Annotated in this window: 15 protein-coding genes; 7 read left to right on the top strand and 8 right to left on the bottom strand. The window is 66.4% G+C overall.

Annotated features, from left to right (window positions below):
* Positions 1 to 77: 77 nt before the first annotated feature.
* From A9971_RS11550 to A9971_RS11540, 3 genes are read left to right on the top strand one after another with little or no spacing between them, the layout of a single operon-like run.
* Positions 78 to 1,673: an ABC transporter permease gene (locus tag A9971_RS11550; protein ID WP_053155854.1), complete on the top strand. Its 1,596-nt coding sequence runs from the start codon at positions 78 to 80 to the stop codon at positions 1,671 to 1,673.
* Positions 1,670 to 2,485, top strand: coding sequence for an ABC transporter ATP-binding protein (locus tag A9971_RS11545; RefSeq protein WP_011058586.1), 816 nt, complete (start codon positions 1,670 to 1,672; stop codon positions 2,483 to 2,485). Before A9971_RS11550 ends, A9971_RS11545 begins: the two co-directional genes overlap by 4 nt.
* A gap of 14 nt (positions 2,486 to 2,499) precedes the next feature.
* Entirely contained in the window at positions 2,500 to 4,110 is a 1,611-nt protein-coding gene (locus tag A9971_RS11540) for an arylsulfatase (protein ID WP_183000621.1), read from the top strand.
* Between the two features lie 186 nt (positions 4,111 to 4,296).
* Here the strand turns inward: A9971_RS11540 and A9971_RS11535 are convergent, their stop codons facing one another.
* Both A9971_RS11535 and A9971_RS11530 read right to left on the bottom strand, forming a co-directional pair.
* Entirely contained in the window at positions 4,297 to 4,743 is a 447-nt protein-coding gene (locus tag A9971_RS11535) for a pesticin immunity protein (protein WP_081002077.1), read from the bottom strand.
* A 113-nt stretch (positions 4,744 to 4,856) separates the two neighbouring features.
* Positions 4,857 to 5,930 carry a fatty acid desaturase gene (locus A9971_RS11530; protein ID WP_169892874.1) on the bottom strand — a complete coding sequence of 358 codons (1,074 nt, stop codon included), beginning with the start codon at positions 5,928 to 5,930 and terminating at the stop codon, positions 4,857 to 4,859.
* Positions 5,931 to 6,029: 99 nt separating this feature from the next.
* Between A9971_RS11530 and A9971_RS11525 the strand changes: the two genes are divergently transcribed.
* Positions 6,030 to 7,034, top strand: coding sequence for an AraC family transcriptional regulator (locus A9971_RS11525; RefSeq protein WP_041751902.1), 1,005 nt, complete (start codon positions 6,030 to 6,032; stop codon positions 7,032 to 7,034).
* A 116-nt stretch (positions 7,035 to 7,150) separates the two neighbouring features.
* On the opposite strand, the gene A9971_RS11520 is transcribed toward A9971_RS11525, so the two are convergent.
* Together A9971_RS11520 and A9971_RS11515 are read right to left on the bottom strand one after the other, a co-directional pair.
* The gene (locus A9971_RS11520; protein WP_183000620.1) at positions 7,151 to 8,539 is read right to left on the bottom strand and encodes a heavy metal sensor histidine kinase; all 1,389 of its coding nucleotides are present in this window, start codon (positions 8,537 to 8,539) and stop codon (positions 7,151 to 7,153) included.
* The gene (locus A9971_RS11515; RefSeq protein WP_011058580.1) at positions 8,526 to 9,206 is read right to left on the bottom strand and encodes a heavy metal response regulator transcription factor; all 681 of its coding nucleotides are present in this window, start codon (positions 9,204 to 9,206) and stop codon (positions 8,526 to 8,528) included. Before A9971_RS11515 ends, A9971_RS11520 begins: the two co-directional genes overlap by 14 nt.
* A gap of 136 nt (positions 9,207 to 9,342) precedes the next feature.
* On the opposite strand from A9971_RS11515, the gene A9971_RS11510 reads away from it, so the two are divergent.
* Both A9971_RS11510 and uraH read left to right on the top strand, forming a co-directional pair.
* Positions 9,343 to 9,831: a heme-binding protein gene (locus A9971_RS11510; protein ID WP_015633712.1), complete on the top strand. Its 489-nt coding sequence runs from the start codon at positions 9,343 to 9,345 to the stop codon at positions 9,829 to 9,831.
* A 99-nt stretch (positions 9,832 to 9,930) separates the two neighbouring features.
* Positions 9,931 to 10,341, top strand: coding sequence for a hydroxyisourate hydrolase (gene uraH / locus A9971_RS11505; RefSeq protein ID WP_011058578.1), 411 nt, complete (start codon positions 9,931 to 9,933; stop codon positions 10,339 to 10,341).
* 85 nt (positions 10,342 to 10,426) lie between these two features.
* Here uraH and A9971_RS11500 read toward each other — a convergent pair whose 3' ends face one another.
* Positions 10,427 to 11,113 (bottom strand): Crp/Fnr family transcriptional regulator, encoded by a 687-nt coding sequence (locus tag A9971_RS11500; protein ID WP_015633711.1) that lies wholly within the window; start codon positions 11,111 to 11,113, stop codon positions 10,427 to 10,429.
* Positions 11,114 to 11,215: 102 nt separating this feature from the next.
* Between A9971_RS11500 and A9971_RS11495 the strand changes: the two genes are divergently transcribed.
* Positions 11,216 to 11,740, top strand: coding sequence for a DUF962 domain-containing protein (locus A9971_RS11495; protein WP_041115120.1), 525 nt, complete (start codon positions 11,216 to 11,218; stop codon positions 11,738 to 11,740).
* 141 nt (positions 11,741 to 11,881) lie between these two features.
* On the opposite strand, the gene A9971_RS11490 is transcribed toward A9971_RS11495, so the two are convergent.
* The 3 genes from A9971_RS11490 to cysT are packed head-to-tail and all read right to left on the bottom strand — an operon-like array spanning position 11,882 to position 14,578.
* Positions 11,882 to 12,871 (bottom strand): sulfate/molybdate ABC transporter ATP-binding protein, encoded by a 990-nt coding sequence (locus A9971_RS11490; RefSeq protein ID WP_011058575.1) that lies wholly within the window; start codon positions 12,869 to 12,871, stop codon positions 11,882 to 11,884.
* Between the two features lie 3 nt (positions 12,872 to 12,874).
* Positions 12,875 to 13,747 (bottom strand): sulfate ABC transporter permease subunit CysW, encoded by an 873-nt coding sequence (gene cysW / locus A9971_RS11485; protein ID WP_011058574.1) that lies wholly within the window; start codon positions 13,745 to 13,747, stop codon positions 12,875 to 12,877.
* A 12-nt stretch (positions 13,748 to 13,759) separates the two neighbouring features.
* A complete protein-coding gene (cysT, locus tag A9971_RS11480) occupies positions 13,760 to 14,578 on the bottom strand; it encodes a sulfate ABC transporter permease subunit CysT (protein ID WP_011058573.1) in 819 nt (272 codons plus the stop codon).
* Positions 14,579 to 14,649: the final 71 nt, after the last annotated feature.

The following is a 14,649-nucleotide window of genomic DNA, read 5'->3' as shown; positions in this document are numbered from 1 at the left end:
CAAACGCTGATTCGCCGACAAGCCAGCCCCTACGGCATCGACCCACGCCATGCAGTACCCGACGACGGAGGTCATCCATGGCCCGTGTTTCCCTGCTCAGCCTGCCCCTGGCGGCGCCGTCCGACGGACGCCCGGGCTGGCCCCTGATCAGCCAGCGGCTGCTGCCCTGGCTGTTGCCCATCAGCCTGTTAGCCCTGTGGTGGCTGGCCAGCCGCAATCAATGGATGAGCGAACAGATCCTGCCGGCCCCGGCCCTGGTCTGGAGCAGTGCCCTGGAACTGGGCCATGGCGAGCTGTGGAGCCATCTGGCGATCAGCCTGCAACGGCTGTTCTGGGGCCTGCTGGCGGGTATCGCCGCCGGCGCCCTGCTGGGGGGTGCCCTGGGCTTCAGCCGACGCCTGGAGCGCCTGGTGTTTCCCACCTTCGGCGCCCTGTCGCAGATCCCCACCCTGGCCTGGATCCCGCTGTTCATGGTGTTTTTCGGCATCGGCGAAGTGCTCAAGCTGGTGGTGCTGATCAAGGCGGTGGTGGTGCCCGTGACCCTGCACACCCTGGTGGGCGTGCGCGATGCCCAGCCCCGGCTGCGGGAAGCCGCCGCGGTGCTGCGCCTGCCGCCGGCGCTGCTGGTGCGCCGCCTGGTGCTGCCCGCTGCGCTGCCGGCCTTCATGGCCGGGGTGCGCCTGGCGCTGGCCACCGGCTGGACCTCGCTGCTGGCAGTGGAACTGCTGGCCTCCAGCGAAGGCATCGGCTACCTGATGGTCTGGGCACGCCAGCTGTTCATGCTGGACATCGTCTTCGTGTGCATCCTGGTGATCGGCCTGCTGGGGGTGTGCATGGACCGCGGCATCGGCTGGCTCGACCGCCGGCTGGTGCACTGGCCGCACCCGGCCACCGCCGAATTCCGTCGCGGCCCGCGCTACCAGGGCTGGCAGCGCCTGCAACCCTGGCTGCTGCCCCTGGCGCTGCTGGCCCTGTGGCAAGTGGCGAGCGACCAGCAGTGGGTCGACCCGAACATCCTGCCCAGCCCCCTGGCGGTACTCGCCACCACCGGCAACGGCCTGCTCGATGGCAGCCTGCTGGGGGGCATGGGCCTGAGCCTGGGCCGCACCCTCGGCGGCCTGCTGCTGGGCGGCGGCCTGGGCTTTGCCTTTGGCCTGCTGCTGGGCCTGTCGCGGTTCAGTGAACGCCTGCTGGGCCCGACCCTGGCCGCCATCCGCCAGATCGCCATCTTCGCCTGGGTGCCGCTGCTCACCGCCTGGTTCGGCCTGGGGGAACTGGCCAAGTGGGTGTTCGTCGCCCTGGCCGCATTCTTCCCGCTGTTCATCGCCACCCAGCGCAGCGTCGCCCAGCTCTCGCCGCAACTGGCGGAAGCCGCCCAGGTACTGCGCCTGAACCTCTGGCAACGGCTGCGCCGGCTGGTGCTGCCCGGCGCCGCGCCGGGGATTTTCGCCGGCCTGCGCATCAGCCTGATCTACGCCTGGCTGGGCACCATCGGCGCGGAATACTTCATGCCGTCCAACGGCGGCATCGGCAGCCAGATGATCAGCGCCCAGCAACTGCTGCGCATGGACCTGATCATGGCCGGCATGCTCCTGGTGGGCCTTACTGGGGCCCTGCTCAACCTGATCGGGCAACAACTCGAACTTCGCGCCACCCGCTGGAGACACGCATGAACGCACCCCTGGTCAGTTTCACTCACGTGGGCAAGACCTTCGCCGTCGCCGGTGGCGAGGTGGAGGCGATCCGCGAATTCAACCTGGACATCGCCGAAGGCGAGTTCGTCGCCATCGTCGGTTCCAGCGGTTGCGGCAAGTCCACCCTGCTGCGCCTGCTGATCGGCCTGGACACCGAGTTTCGTGGCCAGATCCGGGTCGACGGCAAGGCCGTCAGCGGCATCGGCGGCGAGCGCGGCATCGTGTTCCAGGAACACCGCCTGTTCCCCTGGCTGACGGTGGCCGAGAACATCGGCCTGGGCCTGGTCAACGAGCCCCTGAGCGCCGCCGAGCGCCAGCAGCGGGTCGGCGAATTCATCGAACTGGTGGGCCTCAAGGATTTCACCCGGGCCTATCCCCACCAACTGTCCGGCGGCATGGCGCAACGAGTGGCCATTGCCCGGGGGCTGGTAGCCAGCCCGCGGATCCTGCTGCTGGACGAACCCTTCGGCGCCCTCGACGCCCTGACCCGCCAACAGATGCAGGACGAACTGCTGGCGATCCGCGAGCGGGCCAAGATCACCACGGTGCTGGTGACCCACGATGTCGAGGAAGCGATTTTCCTCGCCGACCGGGTGGTGGTCATGGAACCGCGCCCGGGGCGGATCAAGCGCGTGGTCGAGGTGGCCCTGCCCCACCCGCGCCAGCGCAGCAGTTTCGACTTCCACCAACTGCGTGAGGAGCTGCTTCACGAACTGACCCGCGACGAGCTCTACCAGGCGCCTTCGCCGGTACAGATCCGCGACCTGCCCCTGACCTTCATTGCTTGCTGAACAGGAGTGCCGCGATGCCGCAACGTCCCAACTTCCTGGTGATCCTGGCCGACGACCTGGGCTTCTCCGACCTCGGAGCCTTCGGCGGCGAGATCGCCACGCCGAACCTCGATGCCCTGGCCTTCAACGGCCTGCGCCTGACCGACTTCCACACCGCCCCCACCTGCTCGCCAACCCGCTCCATGCTGCTCACCGGCACCGACCACCACATTGCCGGGATCGGCACCATGGCCGAAGCCCTGACCCCCGAGCTGATCGGCAAGCCGGGCTATGAGGGTTACCTCAACGACCGCGTGGTGGCCCTGCCGGAACTGCTGCGCGAGGCCGGCTACCAGACCCTGATGAGCGGCAAATGGCACCTGGGGCTGACTGCCGAACGCGCGCCCCATGCCCGGGGCTTCGAGCGCTCGTTCTCGCTGTTGCCGGGGGCGGCCAACCACTACGGCTTCGAGCCGACCTACGACGAGCACACCCCCGGGCTGCTCAAATCCACGCCGGCGCTGTACATCGAGGACGACCGCTTCATCGATGAACTGCCAGCGGATTTCTATTCCTCCGATGCCTTTGGCGACAAGCTCTTGCAGTACCTGAAAGAGCGCGACCAGAGCCGGCCGTTCTTCGCCTACCTGCCGTTCTCGGCGCCCCATTGGCCGCTGCAGGCTCCGGAGGAAATCGTCGCCAAGTACCGGGGCCGCTATGACGCCGGCCCCGAAGTGCTGCGCCGCGAGCGCCTGGAAAAACTCCAGGCCCTGGGCCTGGTGGACCCGCAGGTCGAGCCCCATCCGCTGATCAACCTGAACGCCGAATGGAACGCCCTCAGCGAAGAACAGCGCCAGGTGTCGGCACGGGCCATGGAGGTGTATGCGGCGATGGTCGAGCGCATGGACTGGAACATCGGCCGGGTGGTGGACTACCTGCGCCAGCAGGGCCAGCTGGACAACACCCTGATCCTGTTCATGTCCGACAACGGTGCCGAGGGCGCGCTGCTGGAAGCCTTCCCCAAGTTCGGCCCGGAGCTTTTGACCTACCTCAACCAGCACTATGACAACCGCCTGGAGAACATCGGCCGGGCCAACTCCTACGTCTGGTACGGCCCGGCCTGGGCCCAGGCGGCCACTGCGCCATCGCGGCTGTTCAAGGCCCTCACCACCCAGGGCGGAATTCGCGTGCCGGCGCTGCTGCACTACCCGCAACTGCCGCTCAAGGGGCAGATCAGCCACGGCTTCGGCACGGTGATGGACATTACTCCGACCCTGCTCGACCTGGCCGGCGTGCGCCACCCGGGCAAGCGCTGGCGCGGGCGCGATGTGGCGCCGCTGCGGGGCAAGTCCTGGCTGGGCTTTCTCTCCGGCGAAACCGCCCGGGTGCATGACGAACAAACGGTAACCGGCTGGGAGCTGTTCGGCCGCCGGGCAATTCGCCAGGGCCAGTGGAAGGCGGTGTACATCCCCGGCCCCGTGGGCCCGGCGACGTGGCAGCTGTACGACCTGGGCCAGGACCCGGGGGAGATTCACGACCTGGCCCACAGCCAGCCGGAAAAACTGCGCACCCTGCTGGAAGAATGGCAGCGCTACGTGGATGAAACCGGAGTGATCCTCAGCGAATCACCATTCCAGCCGGATTGAGCTTGTAGGAGCTGGCTTGTCTATGAACCGGCCCCTGGAGGAGCCTGCTTGTGTAGGAGCTGGCTTGCCAGCGAAGGCGTCCTCCAGAACAACACAAGTCTCCAGGGCCCTTTCGCCGGCAAGCCGGCTCCTACGGGGTGCGTTTGGGTTGTCGGTGAATACACCGAGCTGCGCCAGGCGCTGGCCTCAGCCTCGGGTGATGCGGCAAGCCGGGGTTATCGGCAGTTCCTTGACCACGACGTAATGCCCAGCCCGGTTTTTCTCGACCCGCAACGGCGAAGCGGTCAAGTAGCTGCCGCGCAGGCTCTGGTCGACAAAACAGATGGCGATGCCCTGCTTCCCCTGCTCCATCACTCTGACGCTGTAGACCCAGCTTTGCTCTTCGTCCACCGCGCTGTAGGTGCCCTCGGCGCCTGCGGCCTTCTCGTAGATCCGATAGGGCGACTGGCCCAGCGTGGTGCCGTCCGGGTAATGCCGCGGCCGCAAGGAATTGCGAAAACCGTTCACTTCCAGATGCTTCAAGATACTCAGCGCCAGTGCCTCGTCACTGCCCTGCGCCACCGAGTCGGCCAGCGACACGCTGCCCACACTCATCAAGGCAACGGCGATCAATCGCCTTACCGCACTGCTCATACTGTCTCCCTGTCGTTGCCTCTTCGCGGATTCCGGGCGTTTCCCGGCACCGCGTGACCTTGGCTTAACGTTATCGGTCCTTGCATATTTAACCAGAAAGACAGTCCGCCCCCTCAAGCCCGGGCGTTATGCGCCGGTTGCATCGCTTCGCGCTCCTGCCGGGTAAAGCGGTTGGCCCGGGCAAAGGTGCCGAAATCGTTGAAGCGCACGCCCATCTCGGCCATCACTTTATGCGCCACCGATGCCGTCATCTGGCGGATGTAGAACGGCTCCCTGACCACGAAATGGTGGATGCCGTGGGTGCTGCCGAAGTTGCAGCAGAAGGCCTGCAACGGCCACATCCACCAGGGGTTGAGCACCTGGGTCTGCTGGATCACGTTGCCCGGCTCGATGTCGCCGTAGTAGTGCATGTTGGAACTGACAAAGTGCAGGCAGAAGGTGCGCAGCACGTTGGGGCCGATGATCACCACCACGGCGATATCGACGTAGTGCATCAGCGACACGGTGTCTTGCGACCACTGGATCGGGCTGCCCAGCAGGGCGGCCACGCCGTTGGCCCCATGAAAGCCCAGGAACACATACCAGGCGCCCCAATGCAGCAATGCCAGCGGCGCGTACACCGCCAGGGTACGAACGAGGATGCCCAGCTTGCGCCTGGCCCCCGGCGCCCGCAGCAGGCGGATGAAGGCCGCCATCATGTTGTCCCCCACCATCAGCAGGCGGGCGATGCCCCAGGGCTCGCCGTTGGTGATGGCGCGCTCCTCGATGTCGCTCTCGCTGCCGGACACCTTGTGATGATTCAGGTGCAGGTGGCGGCGCACCCAGGGGTTGATGGTACTCGGCCGCGCCAGCCACACCAGCCCCAGCATCAGGTTGTGGGGCAGGCGCTGCTTGCGAAAGTACATACTGTGGATCAGGTCGTGTTCCAGCTCGTGGGTCAGGGAGGCGAAAAAGGCATTGAGCAGCAGGCACGCCCACCAGGCCAGGTGACCCGTGACATAGAGCAGCGCTGACCCCAGCATCCCCGACAGAGCGAACGCAAGGATCCCCGCGCCCAGCGCGTCCTGGTGCCGCAGCAAGGGAAAACGCCGGCGCAGTTCATCACCCCGGGCCAGGACCACCTGGCGTATATGCGCCGCCCGCTGCTGTGCGTTCATCCGCTCGGGGCTTGCAGAAATACCCTGCATGATTCCATCCTCTGGTCAGTGATGTGTGCATCCTGCCCCGAGCCCCGGCTCCGGGCGCTAGCCGTAAACGCCAACCTGTTGACCGGACGCGCCAATCGCATGACCGAAGCCACCTCCCTTGCCAGCTGGACCCGCGCCTTGCGCAAGCAACTGGACGCTCTGGACCTCGACAGCGCCGCACTGTGCCGCGAAGCCGGGCTCGACCCGCAATTGATGGACGACCCCAACGCCCGCTACCCGCTGTCGGCCACCACCCGCCTGTGGCATCTCGCCGTGCAGGCCAGCGGCGACCCGGCCATCGGCCTGCGGGTGTCGCGCTTTGTCAGCCCCACCACCTTCCACGCCCTGGGCTACGCCCTGGTGGCCAGCGGCAGCCTGCGGGAAGTGTTCGAGCGCATCGTGCGTTATCACCAGGTGGTCAGCGACGCCCTGGAACTGGCCCTGACCCGGGAAGCGGACCGCTACCGGTTCTTCCTCAAGGTGCCGGAGGGCTCGCCGCAACCGGCCTTCGAAGCCATCGACGCCTTTGCCGCGATCTACGTGCGCACCTGCCGCAACCGCCTGGGCCGTGACTACGCGCCGTTGGCCGTGCAATTGCGGCGCCCGGCCCCGGCGGACCCGAGCCAGTGGCACAAGGTATTCCGCTGCCCGGTGCAGTTCGCCGCCGTGGACGACTGCCTGGAGTTCGGCCTGCACGATTTCGACAGCCACCTGGACGACGCCAACCCGGAGCTGGCCGAGCACAACGAAGCGGTGCTCAAGCGCACCCTCCTGCAACTGCGGCCCCTGACCTGGGAGCGCAAGGTACGCGGGGTGATCGAAGCCCAATTGCCCGAAGGCGAACCTTCGGCGGAGCGAGTGGCCCAGGCCCTGCACCTGAGCCTGCGCAGCCTGCAACGGCACCTGGCGGATGAAGGCACGCGCTTTGACACCCTGCTCAACGAATGCCGGGAAAACCTCGCCCTGCTGCACCTGCGGGACCTGGAATGCTCCCTGAGCGAGATCAGCTACCTGCTGGGGTTTGCCGACGCCAGCAGTTTCAGCCGGGCATTCAAGCGCTGGACCGGGATGACCCCGGGGCAGTTTCGCGACGGCCTGCGCTAAGCCCCAGCAGCCTTGTAGCCGCTGCCGAGCCTGCGAAGCTGCGAACGACCGCAACGCGGGCGCAAATACTGCAGGCCGCTGAAGGCCTGGCGGCCTTGTCGCAGCCTCGGCAGTGGTTACAGGAGGGAGAAGCCCAGTTCGAATACCGTGGCCTGCTCATCGCTCATGACCCGCACCTGGCCGCCATGCAGCAGCATGATCGAGTGCACGATGGCCAGCCCCAGCCCCCCGGAGTCCCCCGGCTCGGCTCGGGACGGGTCGACCCGGTAGAAACGGTCGAACAGCCGGGGCAGGTGCTCGGGGGCGATCGCCGGGCCCTGGTTGTGCACCTGCAACCAGCACCAGCCCGCTTCGTCGTGGCGCCGCAGGCGGATCAGCGACCCTGCATCGGCATGACGCACGGCATTGGCCAGAAGGTTGCCCAGGGCCCGTTGCAGCAATTGCTGGTCAGCCCGCAGCTCGCCGGAAAAACCGTTCTCCAGGCGCAACTGGCGGTCGTCGGCCAGGGCTTCGAAGTAGTCGCACAGTTGCGCCCCGACACCGGCCAGTGACAGTACCTGCAGGTCCAGCACCGCATCGGCCTGCTCGGCCCGGGCCAGGAACAGCAGGTTCTCGGCCATGCGCCCCAGACGCTCGAACTCTTCCATGTTGGAGGCCAGCACTTCCTGGTACTCCGCCGCACTGCGCGGCTGGTTCAAGGCCAGGCCATTGCTGCCCAGGAGGTTGTGCAACGGCGTGCGGATCTCGTGGGCCAGGTCGGCGGAAAATTGCGATAGACGCTCAAAGCTCTCTTCCAGGCGCGCCAGCATGGCGTTCAGGGCCTGCACCGGCTCGTGGAATTCCGCCGGGATGCCGTTGGTGTGCAGGCGCCGGTCGAGGCTGCGCAGGTCGATCTGGCGGGCCGCTTCGCTGAGCTGGCGCAAGGGCTGCAAGCCCCGGCGCAACAGCAGCAGGCCCAGGGCGAAGGCCAGCAAGGCCCCCAGCCCCACCGCCAGGTACAGGCGCAGGCGGTAACTGGCGAGCATCTGCTCGCGCTCGCTGAGAACCTTGCCGGCCACCACGGTCAGGGCTTCGCCCTTGGGCCCCCGGGCCTGGCCCGCCAGCAGCGCCACCGGCACATCGTCCGGCCCCGGCCAGAGGCGGACATCGGTGCGTTGCGGCGCCTGTTGCAGCGCAATGGGGTCGAGCGCGGGCAGGGGCTGCCGGCGCGGGTTGATGTCGATCACCGTCGAGCCATCGGCCCGCAGCACCAGCAGCAGGCTTTCCTGGTTGCCCAGCATGTTCTGGTACAGCCGGGGCCGGGCTTGCAGGGCATCCAGGCTGTCGCTGTCCTGCAGCAGGGCCCGCACCTGTTCCAGGCGGCCGAGCAGGGCCAGGTCGTCGCGGTAGGCGATTTCCCCGGCCAGGGAACGGTAGAGGAACACCCCGATCACGCTGAGCACCAGGGCGCAGACCGCGGCAAAGGCCAGGGCCAGCCGCCAGGCGATGGAACTAGAGCGCTTCATCCGGGGCTTCCAGCTGGTAGCCGACGCCACGCACGGTGTGGATCAGCTTGGGCATGTAGGGGTCGTCGACCTTGGCCCGCAACCTTCGTACCGCCACTTCCACCATGTTGGTGTCGCTGTCGAAATTCAGGTTCCACACCTGGGAGGCGATGAGGGTCCGCGACAGCACTTCGCCCTGGCGGCTGGCCAACAGGTGCAGCAGGGCGAACTCCTTGTTGGTCAGGGCGATGCGCTGGCCGCCACGGCTGACGCGACGGCGCAGCACGTCGATCTCCAGGTCGGCGATGCTGAAGGACTCGGCCTCGCGCAGCGGTCCGCGGCGCAGCAGGGTGCGCACCCGGGCCAGTAGCTCGGCAAAGGCGAAGGGCTTGAGCAGGTAGTCGTCGGCGCCCAGTTCCAGGCCGCGGACCCGATCCTCGATAGCGTCGCGGGCGGTGAGGAACAGCACCGGGGTGGCACCGCGCTGGCGCACCAGTTGCAGCAACTGCCAGCCGTTGAGGCCGGGGAGCATGACGTCGAGGATGATCAGGTCGTACTCCTGCTGCTCGATGAAATAGCGCCCGTCCAGGCCGTTCAGGGCCACGTCCACGGCAAAGCCGGATTCTCCCAGGCCCTTGGCAAGGAAATGGGCGGTCTTGGCTTCGTCTTCAACTACCAGCAAACGCATGGCGCACCTCGGAAATGATCGGCACAGGCTAGGCGCCCGACGCGCGCTTGCCCATTACAAACTTGTAATCAAGACGACGGAGTTCTGACGGAGTGCGCTGGCTAAGGTGGCCACCGGTCTTTATGGAGCTCGTTCGATGATCTGCAAACCTCTTGTCCTGGGCCTCGGCCTGAGCCTCGCCGGCACGGCCCTGGCGGCGCTCGAACTGCCGCGCCATGCCGAACTGGACCTGGCCGCCGCCCGCCAGTTGGCCGATGCCAGCCTGGCCCAGTGCACCGCGGCGGTATCGGTGCTGGACCGTGGCGGCAACCTGCTGGTGGCGATGCGCGGCGATGGGGTGGGCCCGCACAACGGCCCGGCCAGCCAGCGCAAGGCCTACACCGCGCTGTCGACCAAGACTTCCAGCCGGCTGTTCGCCGAACGGGCGCGCAACAACCCCGAGGCGGCCAATCTCAATACCTTGCCGGAGCTGTTGTTGCTCGGTGGCGGCCTTGCGTTGTTTGCCGGCAAGCAGTTGGTGGGGGCCATCGGGATTGCCGGGGCCGGTGGCGCAGCGCAGGACGAGGCGTGTGCGCTCCAGGCCGCGCAGCGGGTGGGGTTGGCTACCGAGGCCGGGCGTGAGTGATCGTGAAAGCCTGCGCCCGCGTTGCGGTCGTTCGCAGCCTCGCGGGCTCGGCAGCGGCTACAGGTTGTGTTGTTTGTTCAATCGAGGAAGGAGTGGGGCATGAATGTTTTGCGTAATAGTCTGGCGGCCATCGGCCTGTGTGGTTTGTCGAGCCTGGCCCTGGCGGCAGGCAATCCGTTGAGCGTGCACGTGCTGAACCTGGAGAACGGCCTGCCATCGCCGGGGGTCAAGGTGACCCTGGAGCAGCAGGTGGGCCAGGACTGGAAGCCCTTGTCCGAAGGGGTGACCAATGAGCAGGGGCGGATTGCCGAGCTGTTTCCGGCGGGCCGGGCGCTGACGGCCGGCGAGTATCGGGTGGTGTTCAAGACCGGCGAGTACTTCAGGCAAGCCAAGCGCGAGACCTTCTTTCCGGAGATCCCGGTGATCTTCGAGGTCAGGCAGACCGAGCAGCATTACCACATTCCGTTGTTGCTCAGCCCTTATGGGTTCTCGACCTATCGTGGCTCGTAGGAACCGGCTGCCGGCGAAGGCGATCTCGCGGGCCTCTTCGCTGGCAAGCCAGCTCCTACGGGAGGCAGGGACATCGCGGGGGCTTCTATGGCGAGGTCAGGGCGCGCAGGCGCTCGGTGTCGAGGATTTCGATCTCGCCATAGCTCAGGCGCAGGATGCCCTGGTGCTGCAGCTCCTTGAGGATCTGGTTGGTGGTCTGGCGCGACAGCGAGAGCATCAGCGCCAGTTGTTCCTGGGGCAGTTGCAGCACGCGGCGGGCCTGGGCCACTTCACCGTAGCCGGCGGCCATCGCCAGCAGGCGGCTGGCCACCCGCGCCGGGGCCGGCATCAGGCTCAACTGCTCCAGGTTGATAAAGGCCAGGCGCAGTTTGTGGCTCATCAGCAGGGCGAACTGGCGCCAGTATTGCGGCTGCTGCTCCAGTAGTTGCAGCAGATTCGCCTGCGGCACCTGGAGCAGGGTGCAGGCGCCCTCGGCGTAGGCATCGTGGGTACGGGGCTGGCCGTCGAACAGGCAGATCTCGCCGAACCAGTGGGGCGCTTCCATCAGGCTCAGCAAGGCCTCCTTGCCCTGCTCGCTGACAGCTCCGACCCGCACCGTGCCCTCGAGCACCGCGTACAGCCCGCAGGGCGGATCGCCGCGCCGGAACAGGCACTGCCCCGCCGTCAGCCGGCGCGGGCGCGCACTGTCGAGCAAACTATTCTGTAAGGAAGCCGGCAGGTGGCTGAACCACTGGCCGGTCATCAGGCATTCACGCCACTGGTGCAGGTCCATGAACAGGTCTTTCCCTCAGGGCATCGCAATGATTGTCGCCTAGCTGACAGAGCCGAGCACCGCCGCCGGGCATGATCGAGCCACCCTAACGGAGGAACAACAATGAAAAGCCTCGTTGATCATCTCAGTCAATACGCCGCCTACCACCGCGACCCGCGCAATATCGCCAGCCACTTTATCGGCATTCCGATGATCGTGGTGGCGGTGGCCGTGCTGTTGTCGCGTCCCGCCTGGAGCATGGCCGGGCTGTCGTGGTCGCCGGCGTTGCTGCTGGCCCTGGCCGCGTCAGTGTTCTACCTGCGCCTGGAAGTGCGCCTGGGGGTGCTGATGACGGTGCTGATGGCGCTATCGGTGTGGGCCGGCCAGGTGCTGGCGGCGCAAAGTACCGGGCTCTGGCTGAGCAGCGGCCTGGGCCTGTTCGTGATCGGGTGGGTGATCCAGTTCATCGGCCATTACTACGAGGGCCGCAAGCCGGCCTTCGTCGACGACCTTTCGGGGCTGATTGTCGGCCCGCTGTTCGTGGTGGCCGAACTGGCCTTCCTGCTGGGCCTGCGCCATGACCTGAAGCAGGCCATCGAGCAGCGTTCCGGGCCGGTGGCCCTGCGGCACAAGAAAGCCATGGTCTGAAGCCCGGGAACGCTTCGGGAATATTGGGCCGGCCCCCGCAGGAGCCGGCTTGCCGGCGAAGAGGCCTTCGAGCCAGGTGCAAACCTGAAGGACGCTTTCGCTGGCAAGCCAGCTCCTACAGCGGGCGTGATGTCGGCGGGGTCAGAGGCTGGCGTGTTTCTGCCAGACCTTGGGCTTGAAGAACAGGGTTTCGCCACGGGCCAGGCCGATCAGGCTGTCGTGGTCCTTCACCACTTCGGCCTCGATCAGTTCGCTCTGCCCTTCCACCTTCAGGGTCACCCGGGTGGTGGCCCCCAGCGGACGGATATCCCGCACTTCGGCGGCGTGGTGGTCTTCCAGTTCGGAACGCGACAGCGACACTTCGTGAGGCCGGAACAGCACGTGGTTGTCCTCCCCCAGGTGCAGGCGGTTGGAGTCGCCGAGGAAGTGGTAGACGAAGTCGCTGGCCGGGTTCTCGTAGACCTCGCCCGGGGAACCGATCTGCTCGATCACGCCCTTGTTCATCACCACGATGCGGTCGGCCACTTCCATGGCTTCTTCCTGGTCGTGGGTAACGAATACCGAAGTCAGGTTGATGTCTTCGTGCAGCCGCGCCAGCCAGCGCCGCAGCTCCTTGCGCACCTTGGCGTCGAGGGCGCCGAAGGGTTCGTCCAGCAGCAGCACCTTGGGCTCCACCGCCAGGGCGCGGGCCAGGGCGATACGCTGGCGCTGGCCGCCGGAGAGCTGTTCCGGGTAACGGTCTGAGAGCCAGTCCAGCTGCACCATGTTCAGCAGCTCGTGGACCTTCTCGGCGATCTTGCTCTCGCTGGGGCGCTGGTTCTTCGGCTTCATGCGCAGGCCGAAGGCAACGTTGTCGAACACGCTCATGTGGCGGAACAGGGCGTAGTGCTGGAACACGAAACCGACGTTGCGATCACGCACGTCGTGGCCCGAGACATCCTCGCCGTGGAACACGATGCTGCCTTGGTCCGGGGTTTCCAGCCCGGCGATGATCCGCAGCAGGGTGGTCTTGCCGCAGCCGGACGGGCCCAGCAGGGCCACCAGCTCGCCGCTCTGGATGTCCAGGTTGATGCTGTTCAGGGCCTTGAAGGCGTTGAAGTTCTTGCTGACGTTACGGACTTCGATCGACATGACTTATTCCTCCGCGGCGCTGGCGCGCAGGCGGTTGATTCGGGATTCGCTCCACTGCTTGAGCAGCAGGATGAACAACGCAAGGATCAGCAACAGGCTGGCGACGGCAAAGGCGGCGACGTGGTTGTACTCGTTGTAGAGGATTTCCACGTGCAGCGGCAGGGTGTTGGTGACCCCGCGAATGTGCCCGGAAACCACCGACACCGCGCCGAACTCACCCATGGCCCGGGCGGTACACAGCACCACGCCGTAGATCAGGCCCCATTTGATGTTGGGCACGGTGACGTGCCAGAACATCTGCCAGCCATTGGCCCCCAGCAACCTGGCGGCCTCCTCTTCCTGGGTGCCCTGCTCCTGCATCAGCGGGATCAGTTCCCGGGCAACGAAGGGCACGGTGACGAAGATGGTGGCCAGGACAATGCCCGGCAAGGCGAAGACGATCTGGATGTCGTGGTCCGAAAGCCACGGGCCGAACAGGCCCTGGGCGCCGAACATCAGCACATAGACCAGGCCGGCGATCACCGGCGACACCGAGAACGGCAGGTCGATCAGGGTCACCAGGATGCTCTTGCCGCGGAACGAGTACTTGCTCACGCACCAGGCCGCGCTGACCCCGAACACCAGGTTCAGGGGCACCGAGATCAGCACCGCGATCACCGTGAGTTTCAGCGCCGACAGGGCGTCGGGCTCGAAGATCGCATCGAAGAACGCCCCCAGGCCGAGCTTCAGGCCCTGGGACACCACGATGAACAGCGGCAGCAGCAGGAACAGGGCGAAGATCAGCCAGCCGAGGCCGATCAGCAGGCGCCGCGAGGTGGCGCTGCCACGGCGGGCGGCGTTGGCGGAGGACGCGGCGGAAATGGACGATTGGGACATGGTCGCGCCTCCTTAAGGTCGTTCGATGCGCCGCTGCAGCAGGTTGATCAGCAGCAGCAGAATGAAGGAAACCACCAGCATCAGCACGCCGATGGAAGTGGCGCCGGTGTAATCGTACTGGTCGAGCTTGACCATGATCAGCAGGGGCAGGATCTCGGTCTTCATCGGCATGTTGCCGGCGATGAAGATCACCGAACCGTACTCGCCCACGCCCCGGGCAAAGGCCAGGGCAAAACCGGTGAGCCAGGCCGGCAGCAGGGCCGGTACCAGGATATGGCGGAACACCTGCCACGGCTTGGCACCCAGGCAGGCGGCGGCTTCTTCCACTTCACGGGGGATGTCCGCCAGCACCGGCTGCACCGTGCGCACCACGAATGGCAGGGTGACGAAGGTCAGTGCCAGGGTGATGCCCAGGGGGGTGTAGGCGATCTTGAAACCCAGGTCGGTGGCGAACTGCCCCACCAGGCCGGTGGGCGCGTAGAGCGCGGTCAGGGCAATGCCCGCCACGGCGGTGGGCAGGGCGAATGGCAGGTCGATCATGGCATCGATGATCTTGCGCCCGGGGAAGCTGTAGCGCACCAGGACCCAGGCCAGCAGGGTGCCGATGACGCCGTTGATGATGGCCGCATACAACGCGGTACCGAAGCTCAGCTTGAGCGCGGCGAGCACCCGTGGCGCCGAAATGATCGCCCAGAACTGTTCCCAGGTAAGTTGCGCGGCATGCACGAACATCGCCGCCAGGGGGATGAGCACAATCAGGCTGAGGTACACCAAGGTGTAGCCCAGCGTCAGCCCGAAGCCGGGTATGACGGGGGAGATACGACGCGACATAAGAGTCCTTGGTTAACGGAACGGATACGCAAAACCCGCAACTCAATGCGGGCTCTGCCTGGTAGGAGCCG

Origin of the sequence: Pseudomonas sp. UME65 (assembly GCF_014170225.1) — a bacterium.
Taxonomy (GTDB): Bacteria; Pseudomonadota; Gammaproteobacteria; order Pseudomonadales; family Pseudomonadaceae; genus Aquipseudomonas; species Aquipseudomonas protegens.
This window is presented reverse-complemented; position numbering and strand designations above follow the sequence as displayed.

What these genes read in the sequence shown, in the direction of transcription:
- A9971_RS11550 (WP_053155854.1), top strand. Translation starts at nt 78, where the DNA reads ATGGCCCGTGTTTCCCTGCTCAGCCTGCCCCTGGCGGCGCCGTCCGAC.
- A9971_RS11545 (WP_011058586.1), top strand. Translation starts at nt 1,670, where the DNA reads ATGAACGCACCCCTGGTCAGTTTCACTCACGTGGGCAAGACCTTCGCC.
- A9971_RS11540 (WP_183000621.1), top strand. Translation starts at nt 2,500, where the DNA reads ATGCCGCAACGTCCCAACTTCCTGGTGATCCTGGCCGACGACCTGGGC.
- A9971_RS11535 (WP_081002077.1), bottom strand. Translation starts at nt 4,743, where the DNA reads ATGAGCAGTGCGGTAAGGCGATTGATCGCCGTTGCCTTGATGAGTGTG.
- A9971_RS11530 (WP_169892874.1), bottom strand. Translation starts at nt 5,930, where the DNA reads ATGCAGGGTATTTCTGCAAGCCCCGAGCGGATGAACGCACAGCAGCGG.
- A9971_RS11525 (WP_041751902.1), top strand. Translation starts at nt 6,030, where the DNA reads ATGACCGAAGCCACCTCCCTTGCCAGCTGGACCCGCGCCTTGCGCAAG.
- A9971_RS11520 (WP_183000620.1), bottom strand. Translation starts at nt 8,539, where the DNA reads ATGAAGCGCTCTAGTTCCATCGCCTGGCGGCTGGCCCTGGCCTTTGCC.
- A9971_RS11515 (WP_011058580.1), bottom strand. Translation starts at nt 9,206, where the DNA reads ATGCGTTTGCTGGTAGTTGAAGACGAAGCCAAGACCGCCCATTTCCTT.
- A9971_RS11510 (WP_015633712.1), top strand. Translation starts at nt 9,343, where the DNA reads ATGATCTGCAAACCTCTTGTCCTGGGCCTCGGCCTGAGCCTCGCCGGC.
- uraH (WP_011058578.1), top strand. Translation starts at nt 9,931, where the DNA reads ATGAATGTTTTGCGTAATAGTCTGGCGGCCATCGGCCTGTGTGGTTTG.
- A9971_RS11500 (WP_015633711.1), bottom strand. Translation starts at nt 11,113, where the DNA reads ATGGACCTGCACCAGTGGCGTGAATGCCTGATGACCGGCCAGTGGTTC.
- A9971_RS11495 (WP_041115120.1), top strand. Translation starts at nt 11,216, where the DNA reads ATGAAAAGCCTCGTTGATCATCTCAGTCAATACGCCGCCTACCACCGC.
- A9971_RS11490 (WP_011058575.1), bottom strand. Translation starts at nt 12,871, where the DNA reads ATGTCGATCGAAGTCCGTAACGTCAGCAAGAACTTCAACGCCTTCAAG.
- cysW (WP_011058574.1), bottom strand. Translation starts at nt 13,747, where the DNA reads ATGTCCCAATCGTCCATTTCCGCCGCGTCCTCCGCCAACGCCGCCCGC.
- cysT (WP_011058573.1), bottom strand. Translation starts at nt 14,578, where the DNA reads ATGTCGCGTCGTATCTCCCCCGTCATACCCGGCTTCGGGCTGACGCTG.